This window comes from Cellulosimicrobium funkei, from assembly GCF_900155925.1.
Lineage (GTDB): Bacteria > Actinomycetota > Actinomycetes > Actinomycetales > Cellulomonadaceae > Cellulosimicrobium > Cellulosimicrobium funkei.
In genome coordinates this window covers 64,755-79,970 of the sequence record NZ_FTMI01000004.1, presented here as the reverse complement: position 1 = coordinate 79,970, position 15,216 = coordinate 64,755, and the positions used below count along the sequence as shown (strand labels likewise).

Genomic DNA, 15,216 nt, shown 5'->3' with positions numbered 1-15,216 from the left:
TCAGAGCACCTCCGGAGCCAGCGAGATGATCTTCATGAACCGCTTGTCGCGCAGCTCGCGCCCGACCGGGCCGAAGATGCGCGTGCCGCGCGGCTCGCCGTCGTTCTTGAGGATCACGGCGGCGTTCTCGTCGAACTTGATGTAGGAACCGTCCGGACGACGGCGCTCCTTGGCGGTGCGGACGACGACGGCCTTGACCACGTCGCCCTTCTTCACGTTGCCGCCCGGGATCGCGTCCTTGACGGTTGCGACGATGACGTCGCCGATTCCGGCGTAGCGACGGCCCGAGCCACCGAGAACACGGATGCAGAGAATCTCCTTGGCACCCGTGTTGTCGGCGACACGAAGTCGCGACTCCTGCTGGATCATGTAATGAACTCCTGTCGTCGAGCCGGTTCTCGCCGAGGGCGAGCCTTGCCGAACGGATAGCTGTCAGTGCCGGGTCCCTCGCGGGTGAACCGGCCAGGACCGGGCGGTGGACCCGCCGGACCTGTCCTCACTGGTTGCCGCACCGCGGTGCGGCACGAGAGCGGTCGTGACGAGCGAGCCGGGGCCCGCCCGTCACGACCGGTGGATCACTTGGCCTTCTCGAGGATCTCCGCGAGGCGCCACCGCTTGGTCGCGGACAGCGGGCGGGTCTCCATGATGAGCACCAGGTCGCCCACGCCGGCAGAGTTCTGCTCGTCGTGCGCCTTGACCTTGCTCGTGCGGCGGATGACCTTGCCGTAGAGCGGGTGCTTGACCCGGTCCTCGACCTCGACCACCACGGTCTTGTCCATCTTGTCGCTCACGACGTAGCCGCGGCGCGTCTTGCGGTGCGCGCGCTCCTCGGCCGCCTCGGGCGCGTTCGTTGCGTTCTCGCTCATTCCAGCCTCACTCACTCGGCGCTCGGCGCGGTTCGGATGCCGAGCTCGCGCTCACGCAGGATCGTGTAGATCCGCGCGATGTCGCGGCGGACGGCCTTGAGGCGCCCGTGGCTCTCCAGCTGGCCGGTGGCCGACTGGAAGCGGAGGTTGAAGAGCTCCTCCTTGACCTTCTTGAGCTCGGCGACGAGCGTCTCGTCGTCCATGGCGTCGAGGTCGACGGGGGCGAGCCCCTTCGTTCCGATTGCCATCAGTTGCCACCACCCTCGCGCACCACGAAACGGCACTTCATCGGGAGCTTGTGGATCGCGCGGCGCATGGCCTCGCGAGCCAGGTCCTCCGGGACACCCGCCAGCTCGAAGACGATCCGGCCGGGCTTGACATTGGCGACCCACCACTCGGGCGAACCCTTACCGGAACCCATGCGGGTCTCGGCAGGCTTCTTGGTCAGGGGACGGTCCGGGTAGATGTTGATCCAGACCTTGCCGCCACGCTTGATGTGGCGGGTCATCGCGATACGAGCAGCCTCGATCTGGCGGTTCGTCACGTACGCCGGCTCGAGAGCCTGGATGCCGTACTCGCCGAACGAGATCTGGGTGCCACCCTTCGCCGCGCCGGAGCGCGACGGGTGGTGCTGCTTGCGGTGCTTGAGCCTGCGCGGGATCAGCATGACTCAGGCCTCCGTTCCGGTCTCAGGGGCCTTCGCCTCTGCGGCGGGAGCAGCCTGCTCGGGCGCCGCCGGCGACTCGGACGCGGGGGTCCGCTCGGCCGAACGCTCGGGACGACGGCCGCCACCACGACGGTCGCCGCCGCGCTCACCGCGCGGGCCGCCACGGCCCTGGCGCGGAGCGGCCGTGGCCTGCTGCGCGGCGAACTCCTTCTCGGTGACGTCGCCCTTGTAGATCCACACCTTCACGCCGATGCGGCCGAACGTGGTGCGGGCCTCGAAGAAGCCGTAGTCGATGTACGCGCGCAGCGTGTGCAGCGGCACACGACCCTCGCGGTAGAACTCCGACCGGCTCATCTCCGCGCCACCGAGGCGGCCGGAGACCTGCACGCGGATGCCCTTCGCGCCGGCGCGCTGCGCGGACTGGATGCCCTTGCGCATGGCGCGACGGAACGAGACGCGGCTCGCGAGCTGCTCGGCGATGCCCTGCGCGACGAGCTGCGCGTCCGTCTCGGCGTTCTTCACCTCGAGGATGTTGAGCTGCACCTGCTTGCCGGTGAGCTTCTCGAGCTCGCCGCGGATGCGGTCGGCCTCGGCGCCGCGGCGGCCGATGACGATGCCCGGGCGCGCCGTGTGAATGTCCACGCGGACGCGGTCACGGGTGCGCTCGATCTCGACCTTGGAGATGCCGGCGCGCTCGAGACCCGTGCTCATGAGCTTGCGGATCTGGACGTCCTCGCGGACGTAGTCGCGGTACCGCTGGCCGGGCTTGGTGCTGTCGGCGAACCAGCGCGACCGGTGGTCGGTGGTGATGCCGAGGCGGTACCCGTGCGGGTGAACCTTCTGTCCCACTATCGGGCACTTCCCTTCGTGTTCTCACGCGGAGCGACGACCACGGTGATGTGGCTGGTGCGCTTGAGGATGCGGTTCGCACGGCCCTGGGCCCGGGGGCGGAAACGCTTGAGGGTCGGGCCCTCGTCGACGAACGCCTCACGCACGACGAGCTCCTGCTCCTCGAACGCTTCGCTCGCGCGGTCCGCCTTCACCCGGGCGTTGGCGATGGCGCTCTCCACGACCTTGCGGACGGGCTCGCTCGCCGCCTGCGGTGCGAACTTCAGCACCGCGACGGCCTCGGAGGCCTGCTTGCCACGGATGAGGTCCACGACGCGCCGGGCCTTCTGGGGCGTGACACGGACGAACCGCGCCTGCGCCTTGGCTTCCATTGCTGTCCTGCCTTCTTGTCTCTTGACCGTCCAGGTCGTCACCAGACTGACCCGGGGGTCAGCGGCGACGACCCTTCTTGTCGTCCTTCACGTGGCCGCGGAAGGTCCGCGTGGGAGCGAACTCGCCGAGCTTGTGGCCGACCATCGACTCGGTGACGAACACCGGCGTGTGCTTGCGACCGTCGTGCACGGCGAACGTGTGACCGAGGAAGTCGGGCGTGATGACCGACCGACGGGACCAGGTCTTGATGACGTTCTTGGTCCCCTTCTCGTTCTGAGCGTCCACCTTCTTCTGCAGGTGGTCGTCGACGAAGGGGCCCTTCTTCAGGCTACGAGGCATGTCTCCAGGCTCCTATCAGCGCTTCTTGCCGGTACGGCGACGACGCACGATCAGCTTGTCGCTCGGCTTGTTGGGACGGCGGGTACGACCCTCCGGCTGGCCCCACGGGCTCACCGGGTGGCGACCACCGGAGGTCTTGCCCTCACCACCACCGTGCGGGTGGTCGATCGGGTTCATGGCGACACCGCGGACGGTCGGGCGCTTGCCCTTCCAGCGCATGCGGCCGGCCTTGCCCCAGTTGATGTTCGACTGCTCGGCGTTGCCGACCTCGCCGACCGTCGCGCGGCAGCGCAGGTCGACGTTGCGGATCTCGCCGGAGGGCATGCGCAGCTGCGCGTACGGCCCATCCTTGGCGACGAGCTGCACGGACGCACCGGCCGAACGGGCGATCTTCGCGCCGCCACCGGGCTTGAGCTCGATGGCGTGGATGACCGTACCGGTCGGGATGTTGCGCAGCGGCAGGTTGTTGCCGGGCTTGATGTCCGCGCCCGCGCCCGCCTCGACGACGTCGCCCTGCTTGAGCTTGGCCGGCGCGACGATGTAGCGCTTCTCGCCGTCCGCGTAGTGCAGGAGCGCGATGCGCGCGGTGCGGTTGGGGTCGTACTCGATGTGCGCGACCTTCGCCGGCACGCCGTCCTTGTCGTGACGACGGAAGTCGATCACGCGGTACGCACGCTTGTGGCCACCACCCTTGTGACGGGTGGTGATGCGACCGGAGCTGTTGCGGCCGCCGCTCTTGGAGAGCGGGCGGACCAGAGACTTCTCCGGCTGCGAGCGCGTGATCTCGGCGAAGTCGGCGACGCTCGAGCCGCGGCGGCCGGGCGTCGTCGGCTTGTACTTACGGATTCCCATGGGGATCTGTCCTCAATCTGCTCTCGTCGGCTCAGCCGAAGATGTCGATCGTGCCCTCGCGGAGGGTGACGATCGCACGCTTGGTGTCCTTGCGCTTGCCCAGGCCGAAACGCGTGCGACGCGTCTTGCCCTTGCGGTTGATCGTGTTCACCGAGGCGACCTTGACCGAGAAGATCTGCTCGACGGCGATCTTGATCTCGGTCTTGTTGGCCCGCGGGTCGACGACGAACGTGTACTTGCCCTCGTCGAGCAGGCCGTAGCTCTTCTCGGAGACGACCGGCGCGAGGATCACGTCACGGGGGTCCTTGGTCACGGTGGTCACTTCGCGGCCTCCTCGGCAGCAGTCTCGTCCGCCTCGGTGGAGGTGGCGACGGCCTTCGCGGAGCGACCCGTGGCCGGGCCCGTCAGGAACGCGTCGAGCGCGCCCTGCGTGAAGACGACGTCGTCGGAGACGAGCACGTCGTAGGTGTTGAGCTGGTCGGCCACCAGGAGGTGGACCTGCTCGACGTTCCGCAGCGACTTGATCGTCAGCTCGTCGCCACGCTCGGTGACGACGAGGACGTGCTTGCGCCCGGAGAGCTTGGCGAGCGTCGTGACGGCGGTCTTGGTCGACGGCACGCCGTCGACACCGAAGCCGGTCACCACGTGGACGCGGCCGTTGCGGGCGCGGTCCGAGAGGGCACCGCGGAGCGCGGCGGCCTTCATCTTCTTGGGCGTCCGCTGGTCGTACGAGCGCGGCGTCGGGCCGTGGACGACGCCACCGCCGGCGAACTGCGGCGCACGGGTCGAACCCTGGCGGGCGCGGCCGGTGCCCTTCTGCTTGTACGGCTTGCGACCACCACCGCGGACCTCGCCGCGGGACTTGGTGTCGTGGGTGCCCTGGCGTGCGGCAGCACGCTGGGCGACGACGACCTGGTGGATCAGGGGGACGTTGAGCTCGACGTCGAACACCTCGGCGGGGAGCTCGGCGGTGCCGGCCTTCTTGCCCTTGGGGTCCAGCACGTCAACGGTCAGAGCGGACATGGGGTTCACGCTCCCTTCGCGGCGCTGCGCACGAGGACGACGCCGCCCTTGGGGCCGGGAACCGCGCCCTTGACGAGCAGCAGACCCTTCTCGGCGTCGACCGCGTGGACGGTCAGGTTCTGGGTGGTCTGACGGACGTTGCCCATCCGACCGGCCATGCGCAGGCCCTTGAAGACGCGCGACGGGGTCGAGGCCCCACCGATCGAGCCGGGCTTGCGGTGGTTGCGGTGCGAGCCGTGGGAGGCACCCACGCCGGAGAAGCCGTGACGCTTCATGACACCGGCGGTGCCCTTGCCCTTGGTCGTGCCCACGACGTCGACCACGGCGCCGGCCTCGAAGGCCTCCGCGGTGATCTCCTGGCCGAGCGAGTACTCGGTGGCGTCGGTGGTGCGGACCTCGGCGACGTGACGACGCGGCGTGACGCCGGCCTTCTCGAAGTGGCCCTTGAGCGGCTTCGTGACCTTGCGCGGGTCGATCTGGCCGTAGGCGAGCTGCACGGCGGCGTAGCCGTCGGCGTCCGACGTGCGCACCTGCGTCACGACGTTCGTGCCGACCGCGACGACGGTGACGGGCACGAGGCGCCCGGCCTCGTCCCAGAGCTGCGTCATCCCGAGCTTCGTGCCGAGCACCGCGGTGACCGGGCGCGCGTTCTGCTGGGGGGTAGTCATGATGTCCTCCAGCCTCAGAGCTTGATCTCGATGTTCACGTCAGCCGGCAGGTCGAGACGCATGAGCGAGTCGACCGCCTTCGGCGTGGGATCGATGATGTCGATCAGCCGCTTGTGCGTGCGCATCTCGAAGTGCTCGCGGCTGTCCTTGTACTTGTGAGGCGACCGGATGACGCAGAAGACGTTCTTCTCCGTCGGCAGCGGCACCGGACCCACGACCGTTGCACCAGCGCGCGTCACCGTGTCGACGATCTTGCGCGCCGAGCTGTCGATGACCTCGTGGTCGTAGGACTTGAGCCGGATGCGGATCTTCTGTCCCGCCATGGCGTCGTCTGACTCTCTCTCTCGAACCGCTAGCTGTCCGACCCCCGCGCTCGGGCGTGTCGCGTAGTCGCGACGCACCTGGGCGCACACGCCGAGAGGCGCAGGGCCGTTGGATATGTGGACTCCCGCCGGGCTCCGTGCTGACGCACGGCTCCGCGAACCGGACCACAACGTTTGTGCGAGCCTGTCGGAACGTGTGCTCCGCGGGGTACTCGATCCATGGCGACACAGAGAGCTCAACCCGCAGACCCGGGAAAAGTCCCGGGGTCCTGGCCCTCGGCGAGAGGACCGGTTCAACACACTGTTCGACACGTGAAAGAGCGCACCCGTAACAGGCAACCTGAACAGTCTGCCACACGAAGCCGCCGTCGTCCAAGTCGGGACGACGCGACGCCGGTGTGACGGTGACCGCAGGCCGAAGGCCCGGCCCCGCGGACGGGACCGGGCCTTCGACGAGGTGCTGCGGAGGCAGCGTCAGATCACTTGAGGATCTTGGTGACGCGGCCCGAGCCGACGGTGCGGCCACCCTCACGGATGGCGAAGCCGAGGCCCTCCTCCATGGCGATCGGCTGGATCAGCTCGACCGTCATCTCGGTGTTGTCGCCGGGCATGACCATCTCGGTGCCCTCGGGCAGCGTGATGACGCCGGTGACGTCCGTCGTGCGGAAGTAGAACTGCGGACGGTAGTTCGAGTAGAACGGGTTGTGACGGCCGCCCTCGTCCTTGCCCAGGATGTAGACCTGCGCCTCGAACTGCGTGTGCGGGGTGATCGAGCCCGGCTTCACGACGACCTGGCCGCGCTCGACGTCCTCGCGCTTGATGCCGCGCAGGAGCAGACCGGTGTTGTCGCCGGCCTGAGCCTGGTCCATCTGCTTGTGGAACGTCTCGATGCCCGTGACCGTGGTCTTCTGGGGCGAGCGGATGCCGACGATCTCGACGTCCGAGTTGAGGTCGAGCGTGCCACGCTCCACCTTGCCGGTGACGACGGTGCCACGACCGGTGATCGTGAAGACGTCCTCGACGGGCATGAGGAACGGCTTGTCGAGCTCGCGGACGGGCTCGGGCACGTTCTCGTCCACGGCCTCCATGAGCTCGAGGATCTTCGCGGTCCACTCGGGGTCGCCCTCGAGCGCCTTGAGACCGGAGACGCGCACGACCGGCGCGTTGTCGCCGTCGAACTCCTGCGAGGAGAGGAGCTCGCGCACCTCCATCTCGACGAGCTCGAGGATCTCCTCGTCGTCGACCATGTCGGACTTGTTGAGCGCCACGAGCAGGTACGGCACGCCGACCTGGCGGGCGAGCAGGACGTGCTCGCGCGTCTGGGCCATCGGGCCGTCGGTCGCGGCGACCACCAGGATCGCGCCGTCCATCTGGGCGGCACCGGTGATCATGTTCTTGATGTAGTCGGCGTGACCCGGGGCGTCGACGTGCGCGTAGTGGCGCTTCGGCGTCTCGTACTCGATGTGCGCGATGTTGATCGTGATACCGCGCTGCTTCTCCTCGGGAGCCGCGTCGATCTCGTCGAAGTTGCGCTGCGTGTTCGCCGGCAGGTCCGGGTACGTGTCCGCGAGCGTCTTCGAGATCGCCGCCGTGAGCGTCGTCTTACCGTGGTCGACGTGACCGATGGTGCCGACGTTGACGTGCGGCTTGGTCCGCTCGAACTTGGCCTTAGCCACTGGGGTCCTCCTGGGACTTGGGTAGATGTGCCGAACGTTGCGAATGTCGACCGAGAGATCCTACATCCGCGGGGCGTTGCGGTTTCCTACAGGTTGATGGTTGTGCGGGTCTTCGACCTGTGGGGACTCACTCGCCCCGGGTCTTCTTGATGATCTCTTCGGCAACGTTCCGAGGAACCTCGGCGTAGTTGTCGAACTGCATCGAGTACACCGCACGACCCTGGGTCTTGGACCGGAGGTCACCGATGTACCCGAACATCTCTGACAACGGTACGTGGGCCCGGACGACCTTCACACCCGTCGCGTCCTCCATGGACTGGATCATTCCACGACGTGAGTTCAGGTCGCCGATGACGTCGCCCATGTACTCCTCGGGCGTACGCACCTCGACCGCCATCACCGGCTCCAGCAGAACCGGGTCCGCCCGCTTGACGCCCTCCTTGAGGACCATCGAGCCGGCGATCTTGAACGCCATCTCCGAGGAGTCGACCTCGTGGTAGGCGCCGTCGAGCAGGATCGCCTTCACCCCGACCAGCGGGAAGCCGGCGAGCACGCCGAGCTCCATCGCGGACTGGATGCCGGCGTCGACGCTGGGGATGTACTCGCGCGGGATGCGACCACCGGTGACCGCGTTGGAGAACTCGTAGAGCTCGCCCTCGGACGTGTCGAGCGGCTCGAAGGTCACCTGGACCTTCGCGAACTGCCCGGACCCACCGGTCTGCTTCTTGTGCGTGTACTCGATCTTCTCGGCCTTGCGGCGGATCGTCTCGCGGTACGCGACCTGCGGCTTGCCGACGTTCGCCTCGACCTTGAACTCGCGACGCATGCGGTCGACGAGGATGTCGAGGTGGAGCTCGCCCATGCCGCCGATGACGGTCTGGCCGGTCTCGTCGTCCAGCTTGACGCGGAAGGTCGGGTCCTCCTCGGCGAGCTTCTGGATCGCCGTGGAGAGCTTTTCCTGGTCGGCCTTCGTCTTCGGCTCGATCGCCACGTCGATGACGGGCTCGGGGAAGCTCATCGACTCGAGGATGACCGGGTTCGCCATGTCGCTCAGCGTGTCACCGGTCGTGGTGTCCTTGAGGCCGATGACCGCGTAGATGTGACCGGCGCTCGCCTCGTCGACCGGGTTCTCCTTGTTGGAGTGCATCTGGAAGATCTTGCCGACGCGCTCCTTCTTGCCCTTGGTCGAGTTGGCGACCTGCTGGCCGGGCTCGACACGACCGGAGTACACGCGCACGTAGGTGAGCTTGCCGAAGAACGGGTGCGCCGCGACCTTGAAGGCGAGCGCGGAGAACGGCTCCGAGGCGTCGGGGTGACGCTGGATGACCTTCTCCTCGTCCTTCGGGTCGTGACCGTCGATGGCCGGCACGTCGAGGGGCGACGGCAGGTAGTCGATGACCGCGTCGAGCATGGGCTGGACGCCCTTGTTCTTGAACGCGGAGCCGCACAGGACCGGGAACGCCTCGCCCGCGATGACGAGCTTGCGGATGCCGGCCTTGAGCTCGGCGATCGTCAGCTCCTCGCCGCCGAGGTACTTCTCGAGCAGCTCCTCGTCGGCCTCGGCGACGGCCTCGACGAGCTCGCTGCGGTACTGCTGAGCCTTCTCGACCAGGTCCGCGGGGATCTCCTCGGTGTCGTACGCCTCGCCGAGCTGGGTCTCCCCGTGCCAGACGAGCGCCTTCATCTCGAGCAGGTCCACGACACCGGTGAAGTCGCTCTCGGCCCCGATCGGGAGCTGGATGACCAGCGGCTTCGCCTTGAGGCGGTTGATGATCGTGTCGACGGTGAAGTAGAAGTCCGCGCCGAGCTTGTCCATCTTGTTGACGAAGCAGATGCGGGGGACGTTGTACTTGTCCGCCTGGCGCCACACCGTCTCCGACTGCGGCTCGACACCTTCCTTGCCGTCGAAGACGGCGACGGCGCCGTCGAGCACGCGCAGGGAGCGCTCGACCTCGACCGTGAAGTCGACGTGGCCGGGCGTGTCGATGATGTTGATCTGGTTCTTGTTCCAGTAGCACGAGACGGCGGCGGACGTGATCGTGATGCCGCGCTCCTTCTCCTGCTCCATCCAGTCGGTCGTGGACGCGCCGTCGTGCGTCTCGCCGAGCTTGTAGTTCACACCCGTGTAGAACAGGATGCGCTCGGTGGTCGTGGTCTTCCCGGCATCGATGTGGGCCATGATGCCGATGTTGCGGACCTTGCTCAGGTCGGTCAGCACGTCAAGTGCCACGGTCTGCTTCCCTCGTTAGATGGGTTGAGTCGGGGGCGCTGCTCGGACCGGGATGACCGGCCTCGGACCCGCCGACAGCCCCGGGGACGCTCCGGTCCCCGGGGCCCGTCGTGCGGACTACCAGCGGTAGTGGGCGAAGGCCTTGTTGGACTCCGCCATCTTGTGCATGTCCTCGCGGCGCTTGACCGCGGCGCCGAGGCCGTTGCTGGCGTCGAGGATCTCGTTCATGAGGCGCTCCGTCATGGTCTTCTCGCGACGGGCGCGCGAGTAGTCCGTGAGCCAGCGCAGCGCGAGGGTCGTCGCACGCGCCGGGCGCACCTCGACCGGGACCTGGTAGGTCGCACCACCGACGCGGCGCGAGCGGACCTCGAGCGCCGGGCGGACGTTCTCGAGCGCGCGCTTGAGGACGACGACCGGGTCGCCGTCCGTCTTCGCCCGGACGCCCTCGAGGGCGCCGTAGACGATCGACTCGGCGGTGGACTTCTTGCCGTCGAGCAGCACCTTGTTGATGAGCTGCGTGACGACGGGAGACCCGTAGACCGGGTCGACGATGAGCGGCCGCTTCGGGGCCGGGCCCTTGCGAGGCATCAGCTCTTCTCCTTCTTGGCGCCGTAGCGGCTGCGGGCCTGCTTGCGGTTCTTCACGCCCTGCGTGTCGAGCGCGCCGCGCACGATCTTGTAGCGCACACCCGGGAGGTCCTTCACACGACCGCCGCGCACGAGCACGATGGAGTGCTCCTGGAGGTTGTGGCCGACGCCGGGGATGTAGGCCGTGACCTCGACCTGGGAGGAGAGCTTCACGCGAGCGACCTTGCGCAGCGCGGAGTTCGGCTTCTTCGGGGTGGTGGTGTACACGCGCGTGCACACACCGCGCCGCTGCGGGGAGCCCTTGAGGGCGGGAGTCTTGGACTTCCCCACCTTCGAGGTCCGCCCCTTGCGGACGAGCTGCTGGATCGTAGGCACTACGTCTCCGTGTCTTCTCGAGCTACCGGGGCTATCCCCGATGGTGGTCGTGCTGGCTGCTGGAGCCGATCGCACGAGGCACCCGCAGCGCGAGAGACGCTGCAGCAGCCACCTACCACCGGCTCGATGGTCCGGCTCCGGGCCGTGGGCGCGAGCGCGCCACCAGGACCGGGATCCGGAGTGCCCGGGCACTCACATCGGCCCGTCCGGAGACCGCCACGCGGCGGTGTGCGACGATCGCTCGCCCGCACCGTCCCGCTAGGGACATCACGGAGGGCCCGACGGCGCGGGCACGGTTTACCAGGTTACCTTCCACCCGGCAAGGAGTCAAAGGAGCAGGTCGCGAGCACGGCCGCTCCCCCGGGCCCGTCGTCGTCCCGCAGGAGGGACGACGACGGGTGCCCGTCGGCCACCGCGCACGAGGCGCGGCAGCCGACGGGCACCCGTCGTGGGACGTCAGCGGTAGTCGCCGAAGTCCAGGTCCTCGAGCGGGATCGCCTCGCCGGAGCCCATGCCGAGCGCCGGGAAGTCGATCTCGTCGTAGCCGAAGCTCGGGTAGAGCTCCGTCTTGGCCTGCTCGGTCGGCTCGACCTGGACCTTGGTGTACCGGGGAAGACCGGTACCGGCCGGGATGAGCTTGCCGATGATGACGTTCTCCTTGAGGCCGAGGAGCGGGTCACGACGACCGCTCATCGACGCCTCGGTGAGCACGCGCGTCGTCTCCTGGAACGACGCGGCCGAGAGCCACGAGTCCGTCGCGAGCGACGCCTTCGTGATGCCCATCAGCTCGGGACGGCCGGAGGCCGGCTGGCCACCCTCCGCCACCGCGCGACGGTTCGCGTCCTCGAAGCGGCCGCGCTCGGCGAGCTCGCCCGGCAGGAGGTGCGAGTCGCCCGAGTCGAGCACGGTCACACGACGCAGCATCTGCCGCACGATGACCTCGATGTGCTTGTCGTGGATGTCCACGCCCTGCGAGCGGTAGACCTCCTGGACCTCGTCCACCAGGTGCTTCTGCGTGGCGCGCGGGCCGAGGATGCGCAGGACCTTCTTCGGGTCCACCGCACCCTGGACGAGCTGCGTGCCGACGTTGACGTGGTCGCCGTCCTGCACGAGCAGGCGGGCACGCTTCGTCACCGGGTAGGCGATCTCCTCCGAGCCGTCGTCCGGCGTGAGCACCAGACGGCGCGAGCGCTCCGAGTCGTCGATCGCGATGCGGCCCGAGAACTCCGCGATGGGCGCCTCACCCTTGGGGGTGCGGGCCTCGAAGAGCTCCGTGACACGCGGCAGACCCTGCGTGATGTCGTCCGCGGAGGCGACACCACCGGTGTGGAAGGTACGCATCGTCAGCTGCGTGCCCGGCTCACCGATCGACTGGGCGGCGATGATGCCGACCGCCTCGCCGATGTCGACGAGCTTGCCCGTGGCGAGCGAGCGCCCGTAGCACTTGGCGCACGTGCCGACGCGCGACTCGCACGTGAGGACCGAGCGGACCTTGGCCTCGCGGACGCCCGCGGTGACCGCGGCGTCGATGAGGACGTCGCCCGCGTCGTCGCCGGCCTTGCCGACGACGTTCCCGTCGGGGTCGACCAGGTCGGCCGCGAGGGTGCGCGAGTAGACGCTCGTCTCCACCTTCGGGTGGCGCACGAGCTTGCCCGCGAGCTCCTCGGCGATCGGCAGGGTCAGGCCGCGCTCGGTGCCGCAGTCCTCCTCGCGGACGATGACGTCCTGCGACACGTCCACGAGACGACGCGTGAGGTAGCCCGAGTCGGCGGTCCGCAGCGCGGTGTCCGCCAGACCCTTGCGGGCACCGTGCGTCGCGATGAAGTACTCGAGGACGGACAGGCCCTCGCGGTAGTTGGACTTGATCGGGCGCGGGATGATCTCGCCCTTCGGGTTCGCCACGAGACCGCGCATACCGGCGATCTGACGGACCTGCATCCAGTTACCACGCGCACCCGAGCCGACCATGCGGTACACGGTGTTGCGGTCGTTCGCCTCGAGGTTCTCGCGCATGACCGACGCGACCTTGTCCGTCGCCTGGGTCCAGATCTCGATGAGCTCCTGACGGCGCTCGTCGTCCGTGATGAGACCACGGTCGTACTGCTGCTGGACCTTGAGCGCGCGCTCCTCGTGCTGCTCGAGGATGACGGCCTTCTCCTTGGGCGTCGCCACGTCGGAGATCGCGATCGTGACGCCCGAGCGGGTCGCCCAGCGGAAGCCGGCGGCCTTCAGCGCGTCGAGCGACGCCGCGACCTCGACCTTCGGGTAGCGCTCCGCGAGCTCGTTGACGATCGCCGAGAGGCGCTTCTTGTCGACGACCGAGTTCACGTACGGGTAGTCGACGGGGAGCGTCTCGTTGAACAGCGCGCGACCGAGCGTGGTGTCGAAGAGGATCGGCTGACCCTCCTCCCAGCCCTCGGGAGCCTCGAAGCCGGAGACCGGCGGGACGAGGTCCGTGGTGCGGATCTTCACCCGGGCGTTGAGGTCCAGCGTGCCCTGGTCGAACGCCATGATCGCCTCGGCCACGGAGCCGAACGCACGACCCTCGCCCTCGGCACCCTCGCGGTCGCTCGTCAGGTGGTACAGACCGATGATCATGTCCTGCGAGGGCATGGTCACCGGACGGCCGTCCGACGGCTTGAGGATGTTGTTGCTCGAGAGCATGAGGATGCGGGCCTCGGCCTGCGCCTCGGCGCTCAGGGGCAGGTGGACGGCCATCTGGTCACCGTCGAAGTCCGCGTTGAACGCGGCGCAGACGAGCGGGTGCAGGTGGATCGCCTTGCCCTCGACGAGCTGCGGCTCGAACGCCTGGATGCCCAGGCGGTGCAGCGTCGGTGCACGGTTGAGCAGCACGGGGTGCTCGGTGATGACCTCTTCGAGCACGTCCCACACGACCGGGCGGGCACGCTCGACCATGCGCTTCGCGCTCTTGATGTTCTGCGCGTGGTTGAGGTCCACGAGGCGCTTCATGACGAACGGCTTGAACAGCTCGAGCGCCATCTGCTTCGGCAGGCCGCACTGGTGCAGCTTGAGCTGCGGGCCGACGACGATGACCGAACGGCCCGAGTAGTCGACGCGCTTGCCGAGCAGGTTCTGACGGAAACGACCCTGCTTGCCCTTGAGCATGTCCGAGATGGACTTGAGCGGGCGGTTGCCCGGGCCGGTGACCGGACGACCACGGCGGCCGTTGTCGAACAGCGAGTCCACGGCCTCCTGGAGCATCCGCTTCTCGTTGTTGACGATGATCTCCGGCGCACCCAGGTCGAGGAGACGCTTGAGGCGGTTGTTCCGGTTGATCACGCGGCGGTACAGGTCGTTGAGGTCGCTCGTCGCGAAGCGGCCACCGTCGAGCTGCACCATCGGGCGCAGGTCCGGCGGGATGACCGGGACGGCGTCGAGCACCATGCCCGTGGGCGAGTTCGTCGTGGTGAGGAACGCGTTGACGACCTTGAGGCGCTTGAGGGCACGCGTCTTGCGCTGGCCCTTGCCCGAGCGGATGGTCTCGCGCAGGGACTCGGCCTCCGCCTCCAGGTCGAAGTCCTGGAGACGCTTCTGGATCGCCGCAGCGCCCATCGAGCCCTCGAAGTAGGTGCCGTAGCGGTCCTGGAGGGCGCGGTACAGCATCTCGTCGCCCTCGAGGTCGGCGACCTTGAGGTTCTTGAAGCGGTCCCACACCTGCTCGAGACGGTCGAGCTGGGCGTCGGCGCGCTTGCGGATCTGCGCCATCTCGCGCTCGGCCGAGTCGCGGACCTTGCGGCGCGCGTCGGCCTTGGCACCCTCGGCCTCGAGCTCGGCCAGGTCGGCCTCGAGCTTCTGGGCGCGGGAGTTGATGTCGTTGTCGCGGGCGTCCGCGATCTCCTTCTTCTCCAGGTCGATCTCGTTCTGGAGGTTCGGGAGGTCCTCCTGGCGACCCTCCTCGTCGACCGAGGTGATCATGTACGCCGCGAAGTAGATGACCTTCTCGAGGTCCTTCGGGGCGAGGTCGAGCAGGTAGCCGAGGCGCGAGGGCACGCCCTTGAAGAACCAGATGTGCGTGACCGGCGCGGCGAGCTCGATGTGGCCCATGCGCTCACGACGCACCTTCGAGCGCGTCACCTCGACGCCGCAGCGCTCGCAGATGATGCCCTTGAAGCGCACGCGCTTGTACTTGCCGCAGTAGCACTCCCAGTCCCGGGTGGGGCCGAAGATCTTCTCGCAGAAGAGTCCGTCCTTCTCGGGCTTGAGGGTGCGGTAGTTGATGGTCTCGGGCTTCTTCACCTCACCGTGCGACCACGCACGGATGTCGTCGGCCGTGGCCAGGCCGATACGCAGCTCGTCGAAGACGTTGACGTCGAGCAAGTTGTCCTACTTCCTTCGCCTGCCGGGACCGGCCGTGGCCGGCCCCGACGC

At 68.1% G+C, this 15,216-nt stretch carries 17 protein-coding genes; all 17 read right to left on the bottom strand.

What is annotated here, in order from left to right:
* Positions 1-369, bottom strand: a complete 369-nt coding sequence (gene rplN / locus BXA05_RS11400; RefSeq protein ID WP_021480431.1) for a 50S ribosomal protein L14 — start codon at positions 367-369, stop codon at positions 1-3.
* Between the two features lie 206 nt (positions 370-575).
* On the bottom strand, positions 576-866 hold the full coding sequence (gene rpsQ, locus BXA05_RS11395; RefSeq protein ID WP_021480430.1) for a 30S ribosomal protein S17: 291 nt from the start codon (positions 864-866) through the stop codon (positions 576-578).
* Positions 867-877: 11 nt separating this feature from the next.
* Positions 878-1,114: a 50S ribosomal protein L29 gene (rpmC, locus tag BXA05_RS11390; protein ID WP_021480429.1), complete on the bottom strand. Its 237-nt coding sequence runs from the start codon at positions 1,112-1,114 to the stop codon at positions 878-880.
* Positions 1,114-1,533 carry a 50S ribosomal protein L16 gene (rplP, locus tag BXA05_RS11385; protein WP_021480428.1) on the bottom strand — a complete coding sequence of 140 codons (420 nt, stop codon included), beginning with the start codon at positions 1,531-1,533 and terminating at the stop codon, positions 1,114-1,116. The genes rpmC and rplP overlap by 1 nt, the downstream gene beginning before the upstream one ends.
* A 3-nt stretch (positions 1,534-1,536) precedes the next feature.
* The gene (rpsC, locus tag BXA05_RS11380; RefSeq protein WP_034654910.1) at positions 1,537-2,382 is read right to left on the bottom strand and encodes a 30S ribosomal protein S3; all 846 of its coding nucleotides are present in this window, start codon (positions 2,380-2,382) and stop codon (positions 1,537-1,539) included.
* Entirely contained in the window at positions 2,382-2,753 is a 372-nt protein-coding gene (gene rplV, locus BXA05_RS11375) for a 50S ribosomal protein L22 (protein ID WP_021479879.1), read from the bottom strand. Before rplV ends, rpsC begins: the two co-directional genes overlap by 1 nt.
* A 58-nt stretch (positions 2,754-2,811) precedes the next feature.
* On the bottom strand, positions 2,812-3,093 hold the full coding sequence (gene rpsS, locus BXA05_RS11370; protein WP_021479878.1) for a 30S ribosomal protein S19: 282 nt from the start codon (positions 3,091-3,093) through the stop codon (positions 2,812-2,814).
* A gap of 15 nt (positions 3,094-3,108) precedes the next feature.
* Positions 3,109-3,945: a 50S ribosomal protein L2 gene (gene rplB, locus BXA05_RS11365; RefSeq protein WP_021479877.1), complete on the bottom strand. Its 837-nt coding sequence runs from the start codon at positions 3,943-3,945 to the stop codon at positions 3,109-3,111.
* A gap of 31 nt (positions 3,946-3,976) precedes the next feature.
* Positions 3,977-4,267: a 50S ribosomal protein L23 gene (gene rplW, locus BXA05_RS11360; RefSeq protein ID WP_021479876.1), complete on the bottom strand. Its 291-nt coding sequence runs from the start codon at positions 4,265-4,267 to the stop codon at positions 3,977-3,979.
* Positions 4,264-4,968 (bottom strand): 50S ribosomal protein L4, encoded by a 705-nt coding sequence (gene rplD, locus BXA05_RS11355; RefSeq protein ID WP_034654917.1) that lies wholly within the window; start codon positions 4,966-4,968, stop codon positions 4,264-4,266. Before rplD ends, rplW begins: the two co-directional genes overlap by 4 nt.
* A gap of 5 nt (positions 4,969-4,973) precedes the next feature.
* Positions 4,974-5,636 carry a 50S ribosomal protein L3 gene (gene rplC / locus BXA05_RS11350; protein WP_021479874.1) on the bottom strand — a complete coding sequence of 221 codons (663 nt, stop codon included), beginning with the start codon at positions 5,634-5,636 and terminating at the stop codon, positions 4,974-4,976.
* A 14-nt stretch (positions 5,637-5,650) separates the two neighbouring features.
* A complete protein-coding gene (gene rpsJ / locus BXA05_RS11345) occupies positions 5,651-5,959 on the bottom strand; it encodes a 30S ribosomal protein S10 (protein ID WP_012867945.1) in 309 nt (102 codons plus the stop codon).
* 479 nt (positions 5,960-6,438) lie between these two features.
* Positions 6,439-7,635, bottom strand: a complete 1,197-nt coding sequence (tuf, locus tag BXA05_RS11340; RefSeq protein WP_021479872.1) for an elongation factor Tu — start codon at positions 7,633-7,635, stop codon at positions 6,439-6,441.
* A gap of 127 nt (positions 7,636-7,762) precedes the next feature.
* Positions 7,763-9,865: an elongation factor G gene (fusA, locus tag BXA05_RS11335; protein ID WP_021479871.1), complete on the bottom strand. Its 2,103-nt coding sequence runs from the start codon at positions 9,863-9,865 to the stop codon at positions 7,763-7,765.
* A gap of 117 nt (positions 9,866-9,982) precedes the next feature.
* The gene (rpsG, locus tag BXA05_RS11330; protein WP_021479870.1) at positions 9,983-10,453 is read right to left on the bottom strand and encodes a 30S ribosomal protein S7; all 471 of its coding nucleotides are present in this window, start codon (positions 10,451-10,453) and stop codon (positions 9,983-9,985) included.
* Positions 10,453-10,827, bottom strand: coding sequence for a 30S ribosomal protein S12 (gene rpsL, locus BXA05_RS11325; protein WP_021479869.1), 375 nt, complete (start codon positions 10,825-10,827; stop codon positions 10,453-10,455). Before rpsL ends, rpsG begins: the two co-directional genes overlap by 1 nt.
* Before the next feature lie 456 nt (positions 10,828-11,283).
* Positions 11,284-15,165 carry a DNA-directed RNA polymerase subunit beta' gene (locus tag BXA05_RS11320; protein ID WP_021479868.1) on the bottom strand — a complete coding sequence of 1,294 codons (3,882 nt, stop codon included), beginning with the start codon at positions 15,163-15,165 and terminating at the stop codon, positions 11,284-11,286.
* Positions 15,166-15,216: the final 51 nt, after the last annotated feature.

What these genes read in the sequence shown, in the direction of transcription:
- rplV (WP_021479879.1), bottom strand. Translation starts at nt 2,753, where the DNA reads ATGGAAGCCAAGGCGCAGGCGCGGTTCGTCCGTGTCACGCCCCAGAAG.
- rplN (WP_021480431.1), bottom strand. Translation starts at nt 369, where the DNA reads ATGATCCAGCAGGAGTCGCGACTTCGTGTCGCCGACAACACGGGTGCC.
- rplC (WP_021479874.1), bottom strand. Translation starts at nt 5,636, where the DNA reads ATGACTACCCCCCAGCAGAACGCGCGCCCGGTCACCGCGGTGCTCGGC.
- rplD (WP_034654917.1), bottom strand. Translation starts at nt 4,968, where the DNA reads ATGTCCGCTCTGACCGTTGACGTGCTGGACCCCAAGGGCAAGAAGGCC.
- rpmC (WP_021480429.1), bottom strand. Translation starts at nt 1,114, where the DNA reads ATGGCAATCGGAACGAAGGGGCTCGCCCCCGTCGACCTCGACGCCATG.
- rpsQ (WP_021480430.1), bottom strand. Translation starts at nt 866, where the DNA reads ATGAGCGAGAACGCAACGAACGCGCCCGAGGCGGCCGAGGAGCGCGCG.
- rpsG (WP_021479870.1), bottom strand. Translation starts at nt 10,453, where the DNA reads ATGCCTCGCAAGGGCCCGGCCCCGAAGCGGCCGCTCATCGTCGACCCG.
- rplB (WP_021479877.1), bottom strand. Translation starts at nt 3,945, where the DNA reads ATGGGAATCCGTAAGTACAAGCCGACGACGCCCGGCCGCCGCGGCTCG.
- rpsS (WP_021479878.1), bottom strand. Translation starts at nt 3,093, where the DNA reads ATGCCTCGTAGCCTGAAGAAGGGCCCCTTCGTCGACGACCACCTGCAG.
- rpsJ (WP_012867945.1), bottom strand. Translation starts at nt 5,959, where the DNA reads ATGGCGGGACAGAAGATCCGCATCCGGCTCAAGTCCTACGACCACGAG.
- rplP (WP_021480428.1), bottom strand. Translation starts at nt 1,533, where the DNA reads ATGCTGATCCCGCGCAGGCTCAAGCACCGCAAGCAGCACCACCCGTCG.